15 protein-coding genes are annotated in these 17,517 nt (G+C 58.1%); 6 read left to right on the plus strand and 9 right to left on the minus strand.

Going from position 1 to position 17,517, the window contains the following annotated elements; translation table 11 throughout:
• Positions 1–32: 32 nt before the first annotated feature.
• The 3 genes from VEI50_05140 to VEI50_05150 form a co-directional block, all read right to left on the minus strand.
• On the minus strand, positions 33–617 hold the full coding sequence (locus tag VEI50_05140) for a hypothetical protein (GenBank protein ID HXX74489.1): 585 nt from the start codon (positions 615–617) through the stop codon (positions 33–35).
• Between the two features lie 100 nt (positions 618–717).
• Positions 718–3,456 (minus strand): cation-translocating P-type ATPase, encoded by a 2,739-nt coding sequence (locus VEI50_05145; protein HXX74490.1) that lies wholly within the window; start codon positions 3,454–3,456, stop codon positions 718–720.
• 250 nt (positions 3,457–3,706) lie between these two features.
• On the minus strand, positions 3,707–4,195 hold the full coding sequence (locus tag VEI50_05150; GenBank protein ID HXX74491.1) for a hypothetical protein: 489 nt from the start codon (positions 4,193–4,195) through the stop codon (positions 3,707–3,709).
• A 630-nt stretch (positions 4,196–4,825) separates the two neighbouring features.
• Between VEI50_05150 and VEI50_05155 the strand changes: the two genes are divergently transcribed.
• Positions 4,826–5,311: a YbaK/EbsC family protein gene (locus VEI50_05155; protein ID HXX74492.1), complete on the plus strand. Its 486-nt coding sequence runs from the start codon at positions 4,826–4,828 to the stop codon at positions 5,309–5,311.
• Here the strand turns inward: VEI50_05155 and VEI50_05160 are convergent.
• The gene (locus tag VEI50_05160; protein ID HXX74493.1) at positions 5,308–6,474 is read right to left on the minus strand and encodes a saccharopine dehydrogenase NADP-binding domain-containing protein; all 1,167 of its coding nucleotides are present in this window, start codon (positions 6,472–6,474) and stop codon (positions 5,308–5,310) included. The genes VEI50_05155 and VEI50_05160 overlap by 4 nt on opposite strands.
• 262 nt (positions 6,475–6,736) lie before the next feature.
• Between VEI50_05160 and VEI50_05165 the strand changes: the two genes are divergently transcribed.
• The 4 genes from VEI50_05165 to VEI50_05180 all read left to right on the plus strand — a co-directional run bounded on the left by VEI50_05165 (position 6,737) and on the right by VEI50_05180 (position 9,241).
• On the plus strand, positions 6,737–6,958 hold the full coding sequence (locus VEI50_05165; GenBank protein HXX74494.1) for a hypothetical protein: 222 nt from the start codon (positions 6,737–6,739) through the stop codon (positions 6,956–6,958).
• 70 nt (positions 6,959–7,028) lie between these two features.
• The gene (locus tag VEI50_05170) at positions 7,029–7,700 is read left to right on the plus strand and encodes a phosphoribosyltransferase family protein (GenBank protein ID HXX74495.1); all 672 of its coding nucleotides are present in this window, start codon (positions 7,029–7,031) and stop codon (positions 7,698–7,700) included.
• A gap of 13 nt (positions 7,701–7,713) precedes the next feature.
• Complete coding sequence (locus VEI50_05175; GenBank protein HXX74496.1) at positions 7,714–8,571, plus strand: universal stress protein; 858 nt, start codon at positions 7,714–7,716, stop codon at positions 8,569–8,571.
• A gap of 13 nt (positions 8,572–8,584) precedes the next feature.
• A complete protein-coding gene (locus tag VEI50_05180; protein ID HXX74497.1) occupies positions 8,585–9,241 on the plus strand; it encodes an ABC transporter substrate-binding protein in 657 nt (218 codons plus the stop codon).
• Positions 9,242–9,902: 661 nt separating this feature from the next.
• Here VEI50_05180 and VEI50_05185 read toward each other — a convergent pair.
• The 5 genes from VEI50_05185 to VEI50_05205 all read right to left on the minus strand — a co-directional run bounded on the left by VEI50_05185 (position 9,903) and on the right by VEI50_05205 (position 15,575).
• Entirely contained in the window at positions 9,903–11,237 is a 1,335-nt protein-coding gene (locus VEI50_05185) for an NADP-dependent malic enzyme (GenBank protein ID HXX74498.1), read from the minus strand.
• An 11-nt stretch (positions 11,238–11,248) separates the two neighbouring features.
• The gene (locus VEI50_05190) at positions 11,249–12,121 is read right to left on the minus strand and encodes a universal stress protein (protein ID HXX74499.1); all 873 of its coding nucleotides are present in this window, start codon (positions 12,119–12,121) and stop codon (positions 11,249–11,251) included.
• 18 nt (positions 12,122–12,139) lie between these two features.
• Positions 12,140–13,771 carry a trypsin-like peptidase domain-containing protein gene (locus VEI50_05195; GenBank protein ID HXX74500.1) on the minus strand — a complete coding sequence of 544 codons (1,632 nt, stop codon included), beginning with the start codon at positions 13,769–13,771 and terminating at the stop codon, positions 12,140–12,142.
• Positions 13,772–13,895: 124 nt separating this feature from the next.
• Positions 13,896–14,132, minus strand: a complete 237-nt coding sequence (locus VEI50_05200; protein HXX74501.1) for a hypothetical protein — start codon at positions 14,130–14,132, stop codon at positions 13,896–13,898.
• A gap of 66 nt (positions 14,133–14,198) precedes the next feature.
• The gene (locus tag VEI50_05205; GenBank protein ID HXX74502.1) at positions 14,199–15,575 is read right to left on the minus strand and encodes a cyclic 2,3-diphosphoglycerate synthase; all 1,377 of its coding nucleotides are present in this window, start codon (positions 15,573–15,575) and stop codon (positions 14,199–14,201) included.
• A gap of 128 nt (positions 15,576–15,703) precedes the next feature.
• On the opposite strand from VEI50_05205, the gene acsA reads away from it, so the two are divergent.
• The gene (acsA, locus tag VEI50_05210; protein HXX74503.1) at positions 15,704–17,464 is read left to right on the plus strand and encodes an acetate--CoA ligase; all 1,761 of its coding nucleotides are present in this window, start codon (positions 15,704–15,706) and stop codon (positions 17,462–17,464) included.
• The last annotated feature ends 53 nt before the right edge of the window (positions 17,465–17,517 follow it).

Genomic DNA, 17,517 nt, shown 5'->3' on the forward strand with positions numbered 1-17,517 from the left:
ATTATTTTACATACCGCATCAGGCAGAACCGGTCAGAAGAGCGGGTGATGAGGTGCGGAGGTCGGTGGCGGTGGTGCTGTCCCTGGAGCCTCGCCGGCATTTCCCAAAAATCTCCATGCGCCGTCGTCATGGACGAGATAGTGGACTTCATGAAACCAACTGTCCAACGTGATCTTCCGGCCTCCCTCGACTTCGGTCCCGTACAATCCACCGGTGCAGGTGATCTCCGCTCGGAGTTGACCTCCGGACCGGAAGAGCTTCACTTCTGAAAACAGATGAGTGGAGGACAAGTCTCGATAATGGACAAACACCTCGCTCCAGATCCGACGCACGTCGGGCGATTTCAATCCGTGGTAGTTGTACGTTTTGGCATAGAAGTTCATGAGTCCCTCGAGGTCTCTCCTCTGCACAGCTGTTTCCGCCCGCTCAAACGCCGCCAGAATTTCTTTCAGCATAGGATGCTTCACGCCAGCATTGTGATCTGCCATCACCCGGCCGTCGATGGTCACCGATGCCTCCGGCAGCACCTCAACGGATTCCTGGCTCTCCGGCAGGAACGCGAGCCAAACCAGCGCCAGAAGCGGCAGAAATCGGAACCGCCGAAATTGGGTATTCATCGAGTATTCTCCTAACAGATGGCTGAGCAGTGAGCCTTCATGATGTCGAGAAGATGGCAACCAGGCTCAGCGTCCACGATCAATTCGTGATCCGGTGACATCATTGAACCGACATCCTTTGGACGTCTTTCGTCGCACGCCAGAGTTTGAACGCCTTGTGCATCTCGCCCAAAACCAGGGGAGCCAGGGCCAAGCCGACAGCGAGCAACCAGTCGCCCGCATCCAGTGGGACCACTTTGAAGATGTCCCGCGTCCAAGCCAGTTGGACGATACAATATTGCAACAGGGCAGACAGGATCACGGCTCCCATCAGTGCCCAGTTCGTGAGAAACCCCAGCGTGAATATCGAATATTGCGTGCTGCGACAGGTGAATGCATGGAACAGCTGGGCTAGCACCATCACGGCAAAGGTCAGCGTACGGGCCTCTTCGAGACTCTCCCGATTCACATAAAAACTCAGTGCGAAGGCGGATACCGCAACAAAGGCGAGCAGGAGTCCTTGGGTCCCCATCAACACCAGTCGATCCTTCTCCAACACGGGCGCGCGGGGATCGAGCGGCGGGCGCCGCATGACATCCGGTTCCGGCGGATCCACTGCCAGGGCCAAGGCCGGCAGGCCATCGGTCGCGAGATTGATCCAGAGAATCTGAATCGGCAGAAGCGGGAGGGGGGACCCGACGAGCGTGGCCACGAGCATGACCAGGATTTCGCTAACATTGCACGACAGTAAAAAGTGCACGGCCTTGAGGATGTTGGCATAGATAGTCCGCCCCTCCTCGACCGCTGAGACAATGGAGGCAAAGTTGTCGTCGGTCACGACCATATCAGCGGCTTCCTTCGTCACATCGGTTCCGGTGATCCCCATGGCCACTCCGATGTCGGCAGCCTTTACGGCCGGCGCATCGTTGACCCCGTCACCTGTCATGGCAACGATCGCCCCTCTCTTTTTCCAAGCGCGCACGATACCGAGTTTGTGCTCGGCCGACACTCGGGCATACACAGTCACCCGCTCGACACATTGAGCTAACTGATCGTCGGTCACATTGGTGATGTCCATCCCGGTGAAGGCCGAACCTGCCCCGTCGGCAAGGCCCAATTCCCTGGCGATGGCCACAGCCGTGTCCTTATGGTTACCGGTGATCATCACCGTGCGGATGCCGGCCTCACGGCACTGGTGGACGGCCTGTTTGGCTTCTGTCCTCAACGGATCCTTCATCGCCGCCATGCCGAGAAACACCAAGTCTCGTTCTACGTCTTTGGGGGCGGCATCAAGTGGGGCTGCATCGAAACTCCGCCGCGCGACTCCCAAAACCCGCAACGCGTCTTGGGCAAAGGCGGCATTCGCCGCGACGATTCGTCGCCGGTCTGAGTCTTCGAGCGGCTGAACCATTCCCTCGGAGGTCATGACACTCTTGCACCGGTTCAGAAGCACATCTACTGCTCCCTTCACATACGCGACTGGACCGCCGCCAGTCTGTCTGATCATGGTCATCATCTTGCGGTCCGGATCGAACGGGATCTCGGCGGTCAAGGGGCATGTCGCCTCGAGCTGACTTTTATGAAGGTGCTGCTTTGCCGCCGCTACAAGCAGCGCCCCTTCCGTCGGATCGCCGAGTACGGACCAGGCACCTCCTTGCTCTTGCAAGAGAGCCCCGTTGCACAGCACGGCTGCTTCGAGAAATGCCTGAACAGCCGGCGACAGGCGACGCAGAGATTGGCCGTCTTCAACGAACACCCCTTCGGGAATATAACCTTCGCCAGAGACTTCAATCGTCCGTCCTCCCACATATAATTGCGTGACGGTCATTTCGTTCTTCGTCAAAGTTCCGGTTTTGTCCGTGCAGATAACCGTGGTCGCTCCCAAGGTTTCCACCGCGGGGAGTCGGCGGATCAAGGCGTGTCGTTCCACCATTCGCGTGACACCCAATGCCAACGTGATAGTCACAATGGCAGGAAGTCCTTCGGGAATCGCCGCGACGGCGAGACTCACGGCCGTCAGGAACATGGTGACAAGAGGCTCTCCGCGCAAGAGGCCCAGTCCGAAGACGAGCGAAACGATCGCCATCGAGAGATAGATCAGCACATGTCCAAGCTGTGCAAGGCGTCGTTGTAAGGGCGTGGGCTCACGTTCGGTCTGCTGAAGCATGGACGCGATGCGTCCCAATTCGGTCCGGGGGCCAGTCGCCACCACAAGGGCGCTCGCCTTTCCTCCGACCACGTCGGTCCCGAGGAAGAGCATATTGGCCCGCTCGGCAATAGGAAGATCTGGAGCGGACAGCAGTGCAGAGGACTTCTCAACCGGCGTCGATTCTCCCGTCAGCGTAGCTTCCTGCGTGCGCAGGCGCGCGACGGAGACGATGCGCGCGTCCGCTGGAACATGATCGCCGGCCTCCAGAAGAATCAGATCGCCAGGAACGAGATCGTGGGCGGGAATCACGTGCGCCACACCGTCACGCGATACCCGAGCCATCACGATCGACAGGCGCTTCAAGGCCGCCAGTGACCGCTCGGCTTTGTACTCCTGGACGAAGCCCAGCAGCCCGTTGAGTACGACAATCGCGACAATGGCTCCGGCATCCAGCCACTCTTGCAATATACCGGACACCACGGCAGCACCGATTAACACCCAGATGATAAGACTCGAAAATTGGGAGAGACAAATGCGGAGTAGGGAAAGAGGCACCGCCTCCGGTAATTCGTTTCTTCCGTGAGTGATCAACCGATCGGCTGCTTCCGTTCCACTTAGCCCAGCCGACAGATCAGAGCCCAGTCGTCGCGCGACTTCCTTAGGCTCCAGAGCGTGCCACACTTCACCCGCAGGTCGGCCTCCAAGCATCATCGTCGTCTTATCAGGATCGGTAAGCCACGGTGCAAGGTGGAACTCGAACTATCCGGCTGTAACGGCGTGATCGCGGGCAAGGTGAGATGGAATAATAATCGAAGGGCGATACGTCTTGCCATGGTGCACTCTGACTCCGTCGACATTCTGGAACTTAGAAACAGCAAACGGGTCGTGCGACTCACAAAGCCGCACGACCCGTCCTCCCTAGAACCACTCACTCAAACCTTTCTCACGTTCCGATGGATGATCAGCCACCACCCACTTCGCCCTTCGTCTCAACAACCAGGAATTCTCCCTTCATGTGGGTGTGAATATCACACCAGAAGGGCACCTGCATGGTTTCGCTGATTCCGGTCGTGGGATCCGGGCGGGATTCTCTCTTAAAGGTCAAGGTCATCGTCTTCCCCGGCTCAATGTGGTAGGCCCTGATTCCTTTGCCCTTCGGGCCCCTGATCTCCACTCCGTCGCCTTCTTTGTTGATGACTCCTTCCTTGAATAGCGGTGAAGTGATCCCATGGGTCATCGTACCCTGATTACGGACGATGATCTTGGTCAACGTGCCAGACATCGTGTGCCCCTTCACGTCGTACCCTTTGTCCGTAATCGTGACTTCGATCTTCATCTCATCCTCGGCCTGGACGGCTGATGGAATACCTGTACTGACTCCCGCGAGAGCGATGGCTCCCACAGCTATCGGAATCATCAACATACGAAAATTATAGACCGAGCCTCTCATAGCACCCTCCTGTGGTTGAAGTGAACAGTCTATGTTGTCATCAAGGTGGTATCTCATGACCCGGCCGCCAGTCGTTTCCCTAACCTTGATCATTGACTACTCCGGAGGGAGTGCAACACCGATGCCCGCTGGTTTTCCCCCGGACGGTTGTCATCAGTCACTCCTCTCTTGAAGGTGGTGTTAAAGGTGACTAACAGGGCGCACGCCTTAGGGAAACACTTCTTCACATTGTTATGTGCTACTCGACACAATACTCGCAGGGTTCCCTCCCTGTCTGTTCCGATCTGCTACAGTGCTCAGTATAGCGGTGGGGAGCTTTACCCCTGTACAGGCAGATGGGCGATGCAGGAGCGTGAGCATCCATCTCTCTCTTCAGGCACACGGTTGATAGGCAATCAACGCCTCGTCGCATTTCCGGACAGATCAAGACCCATACATTGCCCCATTCTGCTACGCCACTGAATCCGTAACTGAGTGACGTTCGCGTTGTGCACACCTTAACTGTGCTTCTTTTCAAAAGTTTTATCGTTTCGTTCCGCGAGCCTCTCATGGCATTGCTCTTGCTCAGATCCATTTTCAAGCGCATACTGCCTCAACCCCATCCTATGAAAATAAGTGAGGGAGGTTGCCATGGCTATTCTGAAAAGACTGCAGAACTATCTGGACAGCCACAACATTCCGTACGAGGTGGTGAGCCATCCGACCGCTTATACCGCACACGATGTAGCCGAGACGCTTCACGTATCGGCTAACATGTTCGCCAAGGTCGTGATAGTCAAAGCCGATGAACGTCTCTTGATGGTGGTGCTACCTGCCAGCTGGAAGGTTGATTTCAAACAGTTGAAGGATGTCCTTCGCGCAGAGAATGTCCGCCTCGCTACTGAATATGAATTCGCGCAATTATTCCCGGACTGCGACATCGGCAGCATGCCGCCGTTCGGCAATCTCTACGGGATCGAGGTCTATGTGGATGAATTGCTGACGCGCGATGAAGAGATTCTCTTTGAGGCCGGCACACATGTGGGAGCAATCAAGCTGCGGTATAAGGATTTCGCCGAGCTTGTTCACCCCAAGGTGGCGGAGTTCCACCGAGAGCCCGCGAAGCTGGAATTCTAGGGTTCGTCCGTCTCGTGGGATGGCTTAAGACGAATCATCTTTTTCGTCAAACGGACTCCGCGCGATCGGACAGCGTTCAGAATCTGGCGATGGATGGCCGTCGGCAAGGCCTCGGGAAGGTGGACACCTGGCAGGTCGCGAGGGAAGAGCTTCACGAAAATAGCGGTGAGTTGCGCAGTCGCCCACGCAATCGGGGAAGAGGACAGGCCGCGGCGGCGCAATTCCACCAGTGATGGGAAGGTGGCATCCCATCGAATCAGCAGCGGTCGCCCATGCCTTTGCCCGTACACCAAGACCGCCTCGGCGAAACGGGCATTTCGCAGGATGCCCCGGCGAACCAAGCGAGTGAGAACGCGGGGAGTCAGAGTGGCAGGAAACCGCGCTGCCACCAAACCGCGTGACCGGCTCAGTTTCCCCTGCCGGTGCCACCGTCGAAGTCGCTCCATGTCAGGTCCACCGATTTTTGCGTCCATTTCGCGCAGACGCACGACGTGTGGGAGGCTCACAACTTCGTCCTGCGCCGCCAAGACAACGCCAACCCGTCCGATCGGCGGTGGGAAGCGGAACACTTCTCTCTCGCCAAATCTCGCCCCGAACTGAAAACGTCCATTCCGATAGAGGCGCGGCCGCGAGACCGCTTCGTCGAACGAACTGTCAGCGGACCATTGCGAAATGGGATCGTCGCTCGCGGTCCCTTCGAACAATCGGATCTGAATCCTGTCCAGCGTCTCGAACGAAGCCGCGGCGTGGATCGCCAAGACATTCGTCAAACCAGGAGCAGCACCAGCATGAATGAGCGCCGTCCGCCGTTTCTTCCGAAACTGCCGGTCAAAACGGAGTTGTTCGGGTCGGAAGGGATTCTGTCTCAAATGCGAGGCCGTGTCGAGATAGTGCGCGCGTATCCGCAAGGCTGCGCGGAGGACGACCTTATTGAAGACAGACGGACAGGCGTTGATGAGGAGATGACAACCCTTCGCCGCCTTGACAATGCCATGAAGATTGCGGGCATTCACCTTCTGGATCGAGAGCAGCAACCGTTCGCCTAGAAAGGCGCGGGCCCGGCCCGGGTCACGATCGCCGCAAGCCACCTGGTGCCCTTGCCGGACGAGCAATTGAGCCAACAATGACCCAGTCGCGCCGACTCCCAGAATGAAGACTCGCATGGGGGCGTCACTTTATCACAACTGCGGGGGCACTTTGCGGCTCCTTTCACCCCATGACGATCACTGTCGAAAGAGGCGTCAGCCAATCCCCTCCCCGTTGTCCCGTAACGCTACAGGCTCCCCTTTACAATCCAGCGTGCTGAAATTTGCCACCAGCGCAACTGATTGAATTGCTGGGTGGTGTGCTTCTCGCCTCTTCATTTCTGATCTGGCACTGTCGATGCACTTTCCATGATCAGCAGCCCACCTGCGAGGCGTTGTTGTGGCCAAAATGACGGACGTCAGTCGACGTGTCATGGAAGTTGTGATCAGCTCGCCCGGCTGTGACTTGGAGGAGGTCATGAAGGAATGTGCCGACCTGACATGGAACCAGGTCTTTGACGAAGTGGACCGATTGAGCCGGGACGGTTATGTGATTTTGAAGCTTGAAGGACGTGGTCATTACAGCGTCAGGCCGAGCCACCGGGCCATGAGGCCGTCCTGATTATCACCAGTGGAGCAAGGCCTTGGATTGCCCCGAGCAGGGTCGTATGATCCTCAAGAGGAGGGAGCCGATGATCTTTCGCGATCGTGGCCACGCAGGCTTTTCCCTGGCGAAGCAATTGAGCGCCTATCGCGGTGATCCGACTGCGCTAGTTCTCGCGCTCCCGCGCGGGGGAGTGGCCGTTGGCTATGAGATCAGCCGCACCTTACATCTCCCGCTCGATGTATTTATTACGCGCAAGCTGAGTACCCCGGAGAACCCGGAATATGCCATCGGAGCGGTCAGCGAAACAGGCGCCATCTATCTCAATCCTGAGGCGGTCGAAGCGTTCCAATTGTCTCACGATGATCTGGAAGGGTTGATCCAGGCGCAACGTCGAGAAATCGCGCGCCGGCAGACTTTGTATCGACAGGGACGCTCTCTGCCGGTCCTCGCTGATCGCACGGTGATTCTGGTGGACGACGGCATTGCCACAGGATCGACGTTCTTCGCCACGATCGAAGCCGTGATGGAACTTTCGCCGCGTCGCCTGATCGCCGCGATACCCGTCGGACCTCTTGAGACGCTCACGCGAGTCAAGTCGCTGGTGGACGAGTTGGTCGTGCTCGAAGTGCCCGATTCTTTCAACGCCGTTGGTGCGGCCTACCAGGATTTCACGCAAGTCGAGGATGCACAGGTCGTCGCGCTGCTGAAGGCCGCTCAGGATGCGCTCTTCCAGCAGCCCTCCCCCTCACGAGGTTGAGAGGCGCTTCGCCATGAAAGTCATCGCAGGCGTGGAGTGGTCGGACGACGCGTTCGCGGCCGTCGAACAACTTGCGTTGCTCTATCGACCAGACGAGGTGACACTGGCCCATGGAGTCGATATTGGATTCTTCGAGTACCCTATCGTGGCGGAGGCCGCTAATCTGCAAGGCTATGATATCTTCCGCAAGGCCATGTTCGATGCAGGTTGTCAGGCCTTGGATCGAGGCTCCATGTTATTGCCCTCCGACATTCCGCCGGCCCGCAAGCTCTGTGAATTTCGCAAGCCGGCCCGGTTTGTGCTTGACGCTGCTACGTCGATCAATGCCGACCTGATTGTCGTCGGCACCCAGGGACACAGCCGAATGGCGGAATTCGTCCTCAGCAGTGTCTCGCACCGTATTCTCCTTCACGCCACGCAGCCGACTCTGATCGTCAAGGGGAAAGCTAAACCGGTGGCTCGCATCCTCGTAGCGGTCGAGGGTCGTGACGACGCCAGGCGGATCGGCGAATGGCTCACGGCCCATCCGTTCAGGCAACCCGTGGAGGCAACGGTATTAACGGTCGTCCCGTCGATCCCGATGGTCGAGCTCGAGCGTATAGGGGGATTTGAAGCATGGTCAGAAGGATTGATGAAGCAGGCCGAGGCAACCGCCAAGTCCTGTGCGGAATCACTCCGACCTCCGCATTTTATGGCATCCAGTATGATCCGGAAAGGAGAGCCTGCCGCGGTAATCGCGGAACAGGCAAAATCGTTCGACCTCCTGGTCGCCGGCTCTCACGGGAGAAAGGGACTGGACCGATTTCTCCTCGGCAACGTCTCCCATGCGATCGTGCACCGAGCTCCCTGCTCCGTGCTCGTAATCCGATAACCGGTGAGACCGTATGCGGCTCCCCTGCTGGCTTGCTGACAGCGTACCCACCAACTGCCGTCGCATTCGACGGATCCTCCAGCTTCTCGGCGTAGGGCTTGTTATCTCCGCCGGGCCCCTGAGCCTCGCCGCCGAATCACCCACCGACGTGGTCCGAACGACGATTAACGAGGTGATCCGTATTCTCAACGATGACTCGCTGAAAGCTCCGGCCAAGCTCCTACCCCGGCGACGAATGCTTGAACAGGTGATCGCCCAGCGTTTCGATTATGCCGAAATGTCCAAACGAGCTCTCGCCGCCAACTGGACTCCCTTGACGAACGAGCAACGTGACGAATTTGTGGACCTCTTCAAGTCCTTTCTCTCAGACCGGTATGCGTCCAAGATCGAGGGCTATTCCGGCGAACAGGCGGAGTACCTGACCGAGCGCCTAGAAGGTCAGTATGCAGAAGTAAGAACCAAGCTGGTATCCAGCAAGGTCCAGATCCCGATGGACTATCGGCTTATTAATAAGGGGGGCCGGTGGTATGCCTACGACATCATCGTGGATGGGGTGAGCCTCGTCAAAAATTACCGGAGTCAATTCACGTCGATCATCCGGTCTTACTCCTACGACGAGTTAGTCCACCGCCTTCGGAATCGTACAGTTGGAGAAGAGAAGAAAGCCTAAACCTGCTGGATGCCGGTTGACCGTCTAGAAATCATCGTTATTCAATAAGTGAGCGGAGGCCTCGGTGAGAGGAATACTCAAGGTAACCGGGGTCGAGCGTAGGGGCGGTGAGCAGGCCCGCCAGTAACGAGCGGGAAGCCTAAAACCCCTCGAAGACTCTACCATGTAGATGAAGCTCTCTGGACCCGCCTCCGCTCAGTTTTTTTGTATCCTTCCAACATTTCCCACTAAATGGGTGTTGCCTTTTGGAGACCTATTAGGAGGGGGAGCTTCGATCGTGTGATTTGATTTGAAACCGGTAGAATTTTCTGCGACGCGGGTAATCACAAAAAAACGGCCCTCCCTTCTGTGGAACACCGGACCTGCACGGGCCGGAGTCATGTCCGGCAACCCTTCAGTCGCCTGAGGCTGGCTGCCCCGCGCCTCAATCTTCGAACGGGCTCGCTTCTACTCAACGGCCGTGCCTAGTGGCACCGACGATTGATAGCGCGTCCCTCGGACCTCGACCCCGCAACGAACCAGGAACGGTGCCCTCTGCACGCTGGCTGCAGAAGGGCGAGTCGAACACGTGAGGTTGCCGACCTCATTAGGCTCACGCCACCTCCTTCGATTTTTAGGTAATCACCTCCCTCAGGGAATCAATGTTTCTTTTTGCAACAGGCTACTTCGGTGGTGGGGAAACCAGCCCTTCCTTCATGAAGACACCCAGCCCGTCCCTTACGGTTCTAATCTTGATCGCTGCTTCCTCCATGAGCTGCTCTTTCGTCTTGTTCAATTGAGCCAATCCCTGTTCCTGCGCTTTGAGGGCGGCGGCGGCGGCGATTCTCGGTACAACGTGCCATTCTTGCATCGTGCAAATAATGTTGTCTTCGTTGATACCCTGCTCTTCAGCGCAGGCAGCCAGTTCCATGGCCGCAGCGAGCGCCATCTCGTCCGAGATCGTACGGGCCCGCACATCCAGGGTGCCGCGGAAGATGCCAGGGAACACGAGTGAATTATTCACTTGGTTCGGGAAATCGCTCCGTCCGGTTGCCACGATCCTGGCCCCTGCTTCCCGTGCCTCCCAGGGCCAGATTTCCGGGATCGGATTGGCGCAGGCAAAGACAACAGCATCCTTGGCCATCGCCTTGATCCATTCAGCCTTGATAATCCCCCCCGCTGCGAAAGCGATACAGACATCCGCGCCCCGAAGGGCCTCTGCGATCCCGCCTCGCAGCTTGTCTGCGTTCGTTTCCTGGCAGACCTTCCATTGCTCGATGTAATCAGGGTTGTCTCGGTAATCCGCACGATGACTCCCAAGAATGCCTCCAAGGTCACAGGCCACGATCGAAGCCGGATCCGCTCCGTTTGCTTTCAAGAATCGATACGTCGGCACGTTCGCCGCACCCATCCCGATCATCGCGATGCGAATGGTTCCCATCGGCTTGCCGACAATCTTCAGCGCATTGATCAGCGCGGCGAGCAGCACCGTACCGGTCCCCTGCTGATCGTCGTGCCAGACGGGAATGGTGCAGGCACGGCGGGCCTGCTCCAGAATGCGAAAGCACTTGGGCATGGCGATGTCTTCGAGATTAATACCGCCGAAGGTAGGCTCAAGCAGCTTCACGGTTCTGACGATCTCATTCGGGTCTTTCGTGCCCAAACAAATCGGCACCGCGTCGACTCCGCCGAGATACTTGAAGAGCAATGCCTTCCCTTCCATAACCGGCAGCCCGGCCTCAGGACCGATATCACCAAGCCCCAAGACACGCGTGCCATCCGAGACGACGGCAATGCTGTTCGCCCGATTCGTTAGGTCGTAGACCAACCCCGGAGTCCTCTGGATATCCCGGCAAGGAGCGGCAACGCCCGGTGTGTACCAGAGGGCAAAGTCGTCGAGACTGCGGATCGGGCATTTCGGGAATGTTTGAATCTTCCCCTTATAATGGGTGTGTAACCGCCGTGACTCTTCAGCCGGCTTCTGCGCCTTGGCCAGTAATTCCTCTTTAGTCGGCATAGAGACCTCTTTTATCGGACAATCAGCACCGAGCAGGGCGCATGGACGAGAACCTTTTCTGACACGCTGCCCAACAAGAAACGTTTGATCGCTTTCATCCCACGCGAACCGATCACGATGATCTGCGCCTGAAACCGAATTGCCGCATCGAGAATGGTAAACGCGGGATCACCGTGGAGCAGTTCCGTGGTGATCCGGTAGACATCGCGCGGACATTCGCCGGCGGTGTTCCGGAGCAACTCTTGCCCCTTCTCTTCCACCATCTGCTTCAACTCTGATCGGCCGGTGCTTCCAACTGGAATCCGCAAGGCCTCCGATCGCGGAGAGGGCCATACAGTCACCACCGCCCCCTGCACCGGACCTTTGAAGGGGCAACGGGCCAAAAACTCCACAGCCCTGTGCGCTGGCTCAGACCCGTCGACGGCCACAAGAATCCGTTCCAACCTCGCGAACGGTTCCTTCACCACCAGAACCGAGCAGGGAGCGTAGGTCGCCACTTTCTGCGACACACCGCCCAAGAGGAACGACGGAGTCGCCGTCATGCCTCGCTGGCCGACGATCACGAGGTCGGCCCCCGATTCCTCGGCCGTCTGGATGATGCTTTCTGCCGCATCGCCGCTGTCGGCGATCAGTCTGATGTGCCGGCAGTACGGTTCGAGTTCAGTCTTCATCTCGTGCAGGACACGCCCGGCGACCTCCGTGACTTCCTGGCGATAGGTTTCTAGATAGTCGGCTGGCATCGTAGGAGAAATATAGGCATGTTTGAGGGCGTCTTCGTCCACGACGTTGAGCACGTCGAGGACTGGAGGCTCCGCCAGGTGTCGGATGACTTGTGCGGCGTTCTTGGAATCAGGCGATGCATCAACAGCCAATACGATGCGCATGGCCCTCCCTCACTCGGTTCATGGCTTCCGACGCACCGGTGAACCGATCAGCTCGTTCACGAACCGAACCGGCAGTGCGAAGTGGACCCCGCCGATTCGTTGCAACATCGCCTGGTTGACACCGATGACCTTCCCTGCCCGATTGAAAATCGGCGCGCCGCTGCTGCCGGTCGCAGAAACCGCTTCATACGTGATCAGTTCCGGCGTGACATCGGAGATGTGTCCCTGTGTGGCCAAAGGCCGGATCAACTTCCTCAGCGCGAGTTCGTCAACCAAGCTGACAGAGTCATTACCGGCTTTGGCAAGGATTTCTCGACTGGTCGCAGGGACGACCCGCGCGAGCAGGGTATCCGCAGTACCGGGATAGCTGAGCATGATCACCGGCTCCCCGATTCGCGGGGAGTCATCACCGGCCAGTGTCACCGGATTGCCGGCCTTAGGAGGGCGATCGGTGCGCAGGATGGCGATGTCGGCCCGGTCGGAGATCGTGACTTCGCTGAGGCGGTACGGCGTTTCCTCCTCCGGAAGGAACAACCTCAGGAGCGTCAGCTCCGGTTCGAATCCCGCTGCCATCACTTGTTGAGCCGGCTCGAACACTTCCCACATCCGCACGATATGACGATTCGTCACGACGGTCCCGACACGATCCACGAGGAACGCCGTGCCGGCAAAGTAAATCATCACGGGAGGGCCAATGCCTTCCAATGTGACCAGTGCATTTCCATCCTTGTCCACAAACGGGTTGCCGAGCTGGTCGAGTCCTTGATACCGCAGCGGACGGCCGGTGGTCTTTTCCTTGAATCCGTATCCGCCTTGCAGCAATCCGATGCTTCCTCCGAAGCGACGCGCGATATCTTCCGCGAAGCCCTGCGACTGGCGAATGGCACTGAGCTGCTGGCGGATCGCTTCAATCTCACGTTGGGACTCCCGTGCGGCTTCTTGGGCCTTCAGTTTGGCCGTCAGTGTGGCAATCTGTTCTTCTCCCTGTCGTCGGGGCTCAGCCGCCTCTTGCCGCTCATGTTCCACACGTCGTTCCAATTCAGCCTGCGTGACCCGCTTGATTTCCAATTGACGCAGCAACTCGACCATCTGCCGCTGTGTGGCCACGCCGGCCTGCTGCTGAAGATACAGTGCGACGCCGAGCCACAGGATGAGGATCACAGGCGCAAGCAAGACAGCTCCGACCACAATCCTGACGAGAGGCGATGCATGGATCATGATCTCGCCAAGGATGTGGCGGGCCAGGTAGAAGGGTGACAGATAGCGCGGATGGGGAGTTCGGACCAGGATATCGCGGCTGTCCGCCATGATGGTCTTCAGCGGTTTGGACGTCGGAACACCATCTGGTGGCAGCCGGAAGCGGACTTCAGGACCAGACTCTCCGAACTGGATGAGATCGCCGTCTCGTAACCCGGCTTCCGCCTGTCTGAGACCGTTCACGAACACGAGGCGCTGACCTGTTCGATCGCGAAGAACCGGGACGCCGTGTTCGACGGCAAGATCCGCGTGAATGGGCTGCACCGAGGTGTCACGTGACACATCGAACCGAACGCCACAGCCTTCATCGGTTCCGAATGTGACCCTGTCGGTCTCGAACTGTTGAGTCTTGCCCTGCAGGCTACCGCCCAGATGATAGAGCATCATCCGCATGGCAGACCCGGTCCTTTCGGACAGTTATCTGCCCGTTGACACACCAGTCTGCTCAACGGAACTCGAGGCTGGCACGATATGGGCGGAAGGCACCGACGCCCCCGCGTTCTATCGGGGGCGAGCTTTAACTCAGGCGGGGTTTCCCATGGCCGACGAACAGCTTTTCGGCTTCTGCACGTGCGAGTTCCTGCTTGCGATGGGCGAGAATGACCGGGTCGATCCGCTCGCCGCAACTCACACAGCGCCAATCGATCGAACCGATTTCGAAAACTCGCTCCGGCACCATAAGCCCTCCGCAGCGATGACAATGGTCGGCGCGATCCGATTGGTGAGCAACGGACGTCTTTGAGATCCTGACCATAAAGACACACCTCCTCCTTGCTGAAGTATTGGGTTATCCATGTGAGACACAATCCCCGAAAAGGATTCATGCCCGCATTGCCTTTTTTACTGCCCCGAAGAGAAGCTCCTTGAGTCTCCCGCTAGCCTCGTGAAATTCATAGCGGACTCGGCAGCTTGGCGGCTTGATGGTGATCAGCCGGCGCAAATCCACTGGGGTGGCGATCAGCACGAGATCACAGTCCACCCGATTGATCGTCTGTTCGAGTTCGCGAATTTGCTCTGCTCCATAGCCCATCGCGGGCAGGAGGCAATCCAGATGTGGGTTGGCTCGAAAGGTCTCGCGGATGCTGCCGACCGCAGACGGTCGCGGATCGCTTAAGACAGCCGCTCCATACTTCTGGGCTGCTAGCACGCCGGCACCATAGGCCATCCCGCCATGGGTGACTGTCGGACCGTCTTCGATGACGAGCACACGCTTTCCAAGTATCGCCGAGGCATCGTCCACTGTCAGCGGCATCGTCGATTCGATGATCTGCGCGCTCGGATTGGCGGATCTGATCGTCCGGCGAACTGATTCGACCTTCGCAGGGTCAGCTGTATCCACCTTGGTGATGACGATCACATCAGCACGGAGCAGGTTGACCTCTCCGGGAAAGTAGCTTCGCTCGTGACCGGCCCGGTGCGGGTCCACGAGAACGATTTCCAAATCCGACTCGAAAAAGGGGATGTCGTTATTACCTCCGTCCCAGATGATCACATCGGCCTCTGATTCAGCCTGACGGAGAATGCGTTCATAGTCCACTCCGGCGAACACGACGTCGCCCCGACTGATGTGTGGCTCGTACTCTTCCCGTTCTTCAATGGTGCAGCGTGCCTTCTGGAGATCATCCAGATTGGCGAACCGTTGAACCGCCTGCTGCGCCAAGTCCCCATAGGGCATCGGGTGACGAATGACCGCAATCCGACGCCCCTGCTCTCTCAACCATGCGGCAAGCTTTCTAGCGGCCGGACTCTTCCCTGCTCCCGTCCGGACTGCGCAGATGGATACGACCGGCTTTCGTGACCGAAGCATCGTCGAACCGGGGCCCAAGAGACGGAAGTCTGCTCCGGCTGCCAGGGCACGAGACGCGCGGTGCATGACCTCTTCGTGAGACACGTCGCTGTAAGCAAAGATGACTTGATCGACGTCATGCTTCACGATCACGGACTCCAAGTCGTCTTCCGGCACGATCGGAATGCCGCTCGGGTAGAGCGGCCCCGCTAGCTCATGAGGATAGTTGCGCCCGGCGATGTTTGGAATCTGAGCGGCAGTGAAGGCAACGACGTTATACCTGGGGTTCGCCCGAAAGAAGACGTTGAAGTTGTGGAAGTCCCGGCCAGCCGCTCCCATAATCACCACTTTTATCGGCGCGCTGGCGCGATTTTCCACCGGGGCCGTTCCTGCGCTGATGACTTCTGCCACAGACAATCCTGCTCTTACGAGCACAGTGGAGTTCGGACACCGCTGGATTCACAAGAGAATTGTGCCATTCCAGGTCGGCACCCCATGGTCTCTACCTTGCAGAACTCGTGCTCATGGAGGGACGGGCTGTGCTGTGGTCGACCATCATCAAGTCTCGTCGAGACTGGGACATCGTGCCGAATCTCCATGATTATCAGACGGTTTATTCGCACTTTTCATGGAAAGAGGCTCAACAGCAATTGGAGGGACTTTCGGCCAGTCAGGGTCTGAACATCGCACATGTAGCGGTCGATCGCCATGCCAACGGACCGTCGGCGTCACACCTGGCGCTCAGATGGCTCGGTAAGGACGGGACCATCGAGGACTATTCGTACCGCCGGTTAAAAGAGTCGACGAATCGCTTTGCGAACGTGCTCACGCAGCTAGGGGTGGGAAAAGGCGATCGCGTGTTTGCCCTCACCGGACGCATTCCCGAGTTGTACCTCACCGCGCTTGGGACCCTGAAGAATCGAAGCATCTTCTGCCCGTTGTTCTCCGCCTTCGGTCCGGATCCGATTCGTACGCGTCTGACCATCGGCCAAGCGAAGGTCTTGGTAACCACGGTCGGACTCTACCAGCGGAAAGTCGCCGCGATTCACGCCGCCATACCAACCCTTGAACACGTGTTACTCGTCGCTGAGGATCGACAGCCCACCTCCATCCCGGGCACGGCTGATTTTCACAGCCTGATGGACCGGACGAGTTCGTCCTATACGATCGGTCCGACCGATCCGGAGGACGTGGCGCTGCTTCATTTTACGAGCGGAACCACCGGGACGCCGAAAGGCGCCATTCACGTCCACCAAGCAGTGGTCGCTCACCACATGACCGGCAAGTACGCGCTGGACTTCCATGAGAAAGACGTATTCTGGTGCACGGCGGACCCCGGTTGGGTAACTGGCACTTCGTACGGGATCATCGCCCCCCTGACCAGCGGCATCACCAGTATCGTCGATGAAGCGGAGTTCGAAGCCGAACGGTGGTATCGCATCTTGCAGGACCAACGGGTTTCGATCTGGTATACAGCCCCCACAGCCATTCGCATGATGATGAAAGGCGGCGCCGAGCTCGTCCGCAAGTACGATCTCCGTCATCTCCGCTTTCTCGCCAGCGTGGGCGAACCGCTCAATCCGGAGGCCGTCGTCTGGGGGCAGGAGGCGTTCGGACAACCGTTCCATGATAACTGGTGGCAGACTGAAACCGGCGGGATCATGATCGCCAACTATGCCGCGATGGACATTCGTCCCGGTTCGATGGGCCGACCGCTGCCCGGCATCGAGGCCGCCATTGTGCGGAAGATCAGCTCGGGCGCGGTCGAAGTGATCGAGAAACCTGGGGAACAGGGTGAGTTGGCCCTTCGTCCCGGATGGCCTTCCATGTTTCGCGGATACTGGAATGAGCCGGAACGCTATCGGAAATGTTTCGCCGATGGCTGGTACCTGACGGGCGACCTCGCCAAACGCGATGAGGATGGTTACTACTGGTTCGTCGGCCGGGCGGACGATGTCATCAAGACATCCGGCCATTTGATCGGCCCGTTCGAAGTGGAAAGCATTCTCATGGAACACAAGGCCGTCGCGGAAGCCGGTGTCATCGGCAAACCGGATCCGGTTGCGTTGGAAGTGGTAAAGGCGTTTGTGTCGCTCAAGGAGGGATACGAGGCCAGCGACTCCCTCCGCCGCGAATTGCTCGGGTTCGCACGTGCCCGTCTCGGTGCCGTCGTGGCACCCAAAGAAATTACGTTCCTGCCGACCCTGCCGAAGACGCGGAGCGGCAAGATCATGCGGCGACTGTTGAAAGCCAGAGAATTGGGATTGCCAGAAGGTGATACCTCGACGTTGGAAGGGTAAGCATTTAGCTGTAAGCTTCCAGCAGTTAGCCTCGGAGAGAGAGTTCATTGAGA

It is taken from the genome of Nitrospiraceae bacterium, from assembly GCA_035623075.1.
In the GTDB taxonomy this organism is placed as follows: domain Bacteria; phylum Nitrospirota; class Nitrospiria; order Nitrospirales; family Nitrospiraceae; genus DASPUC01.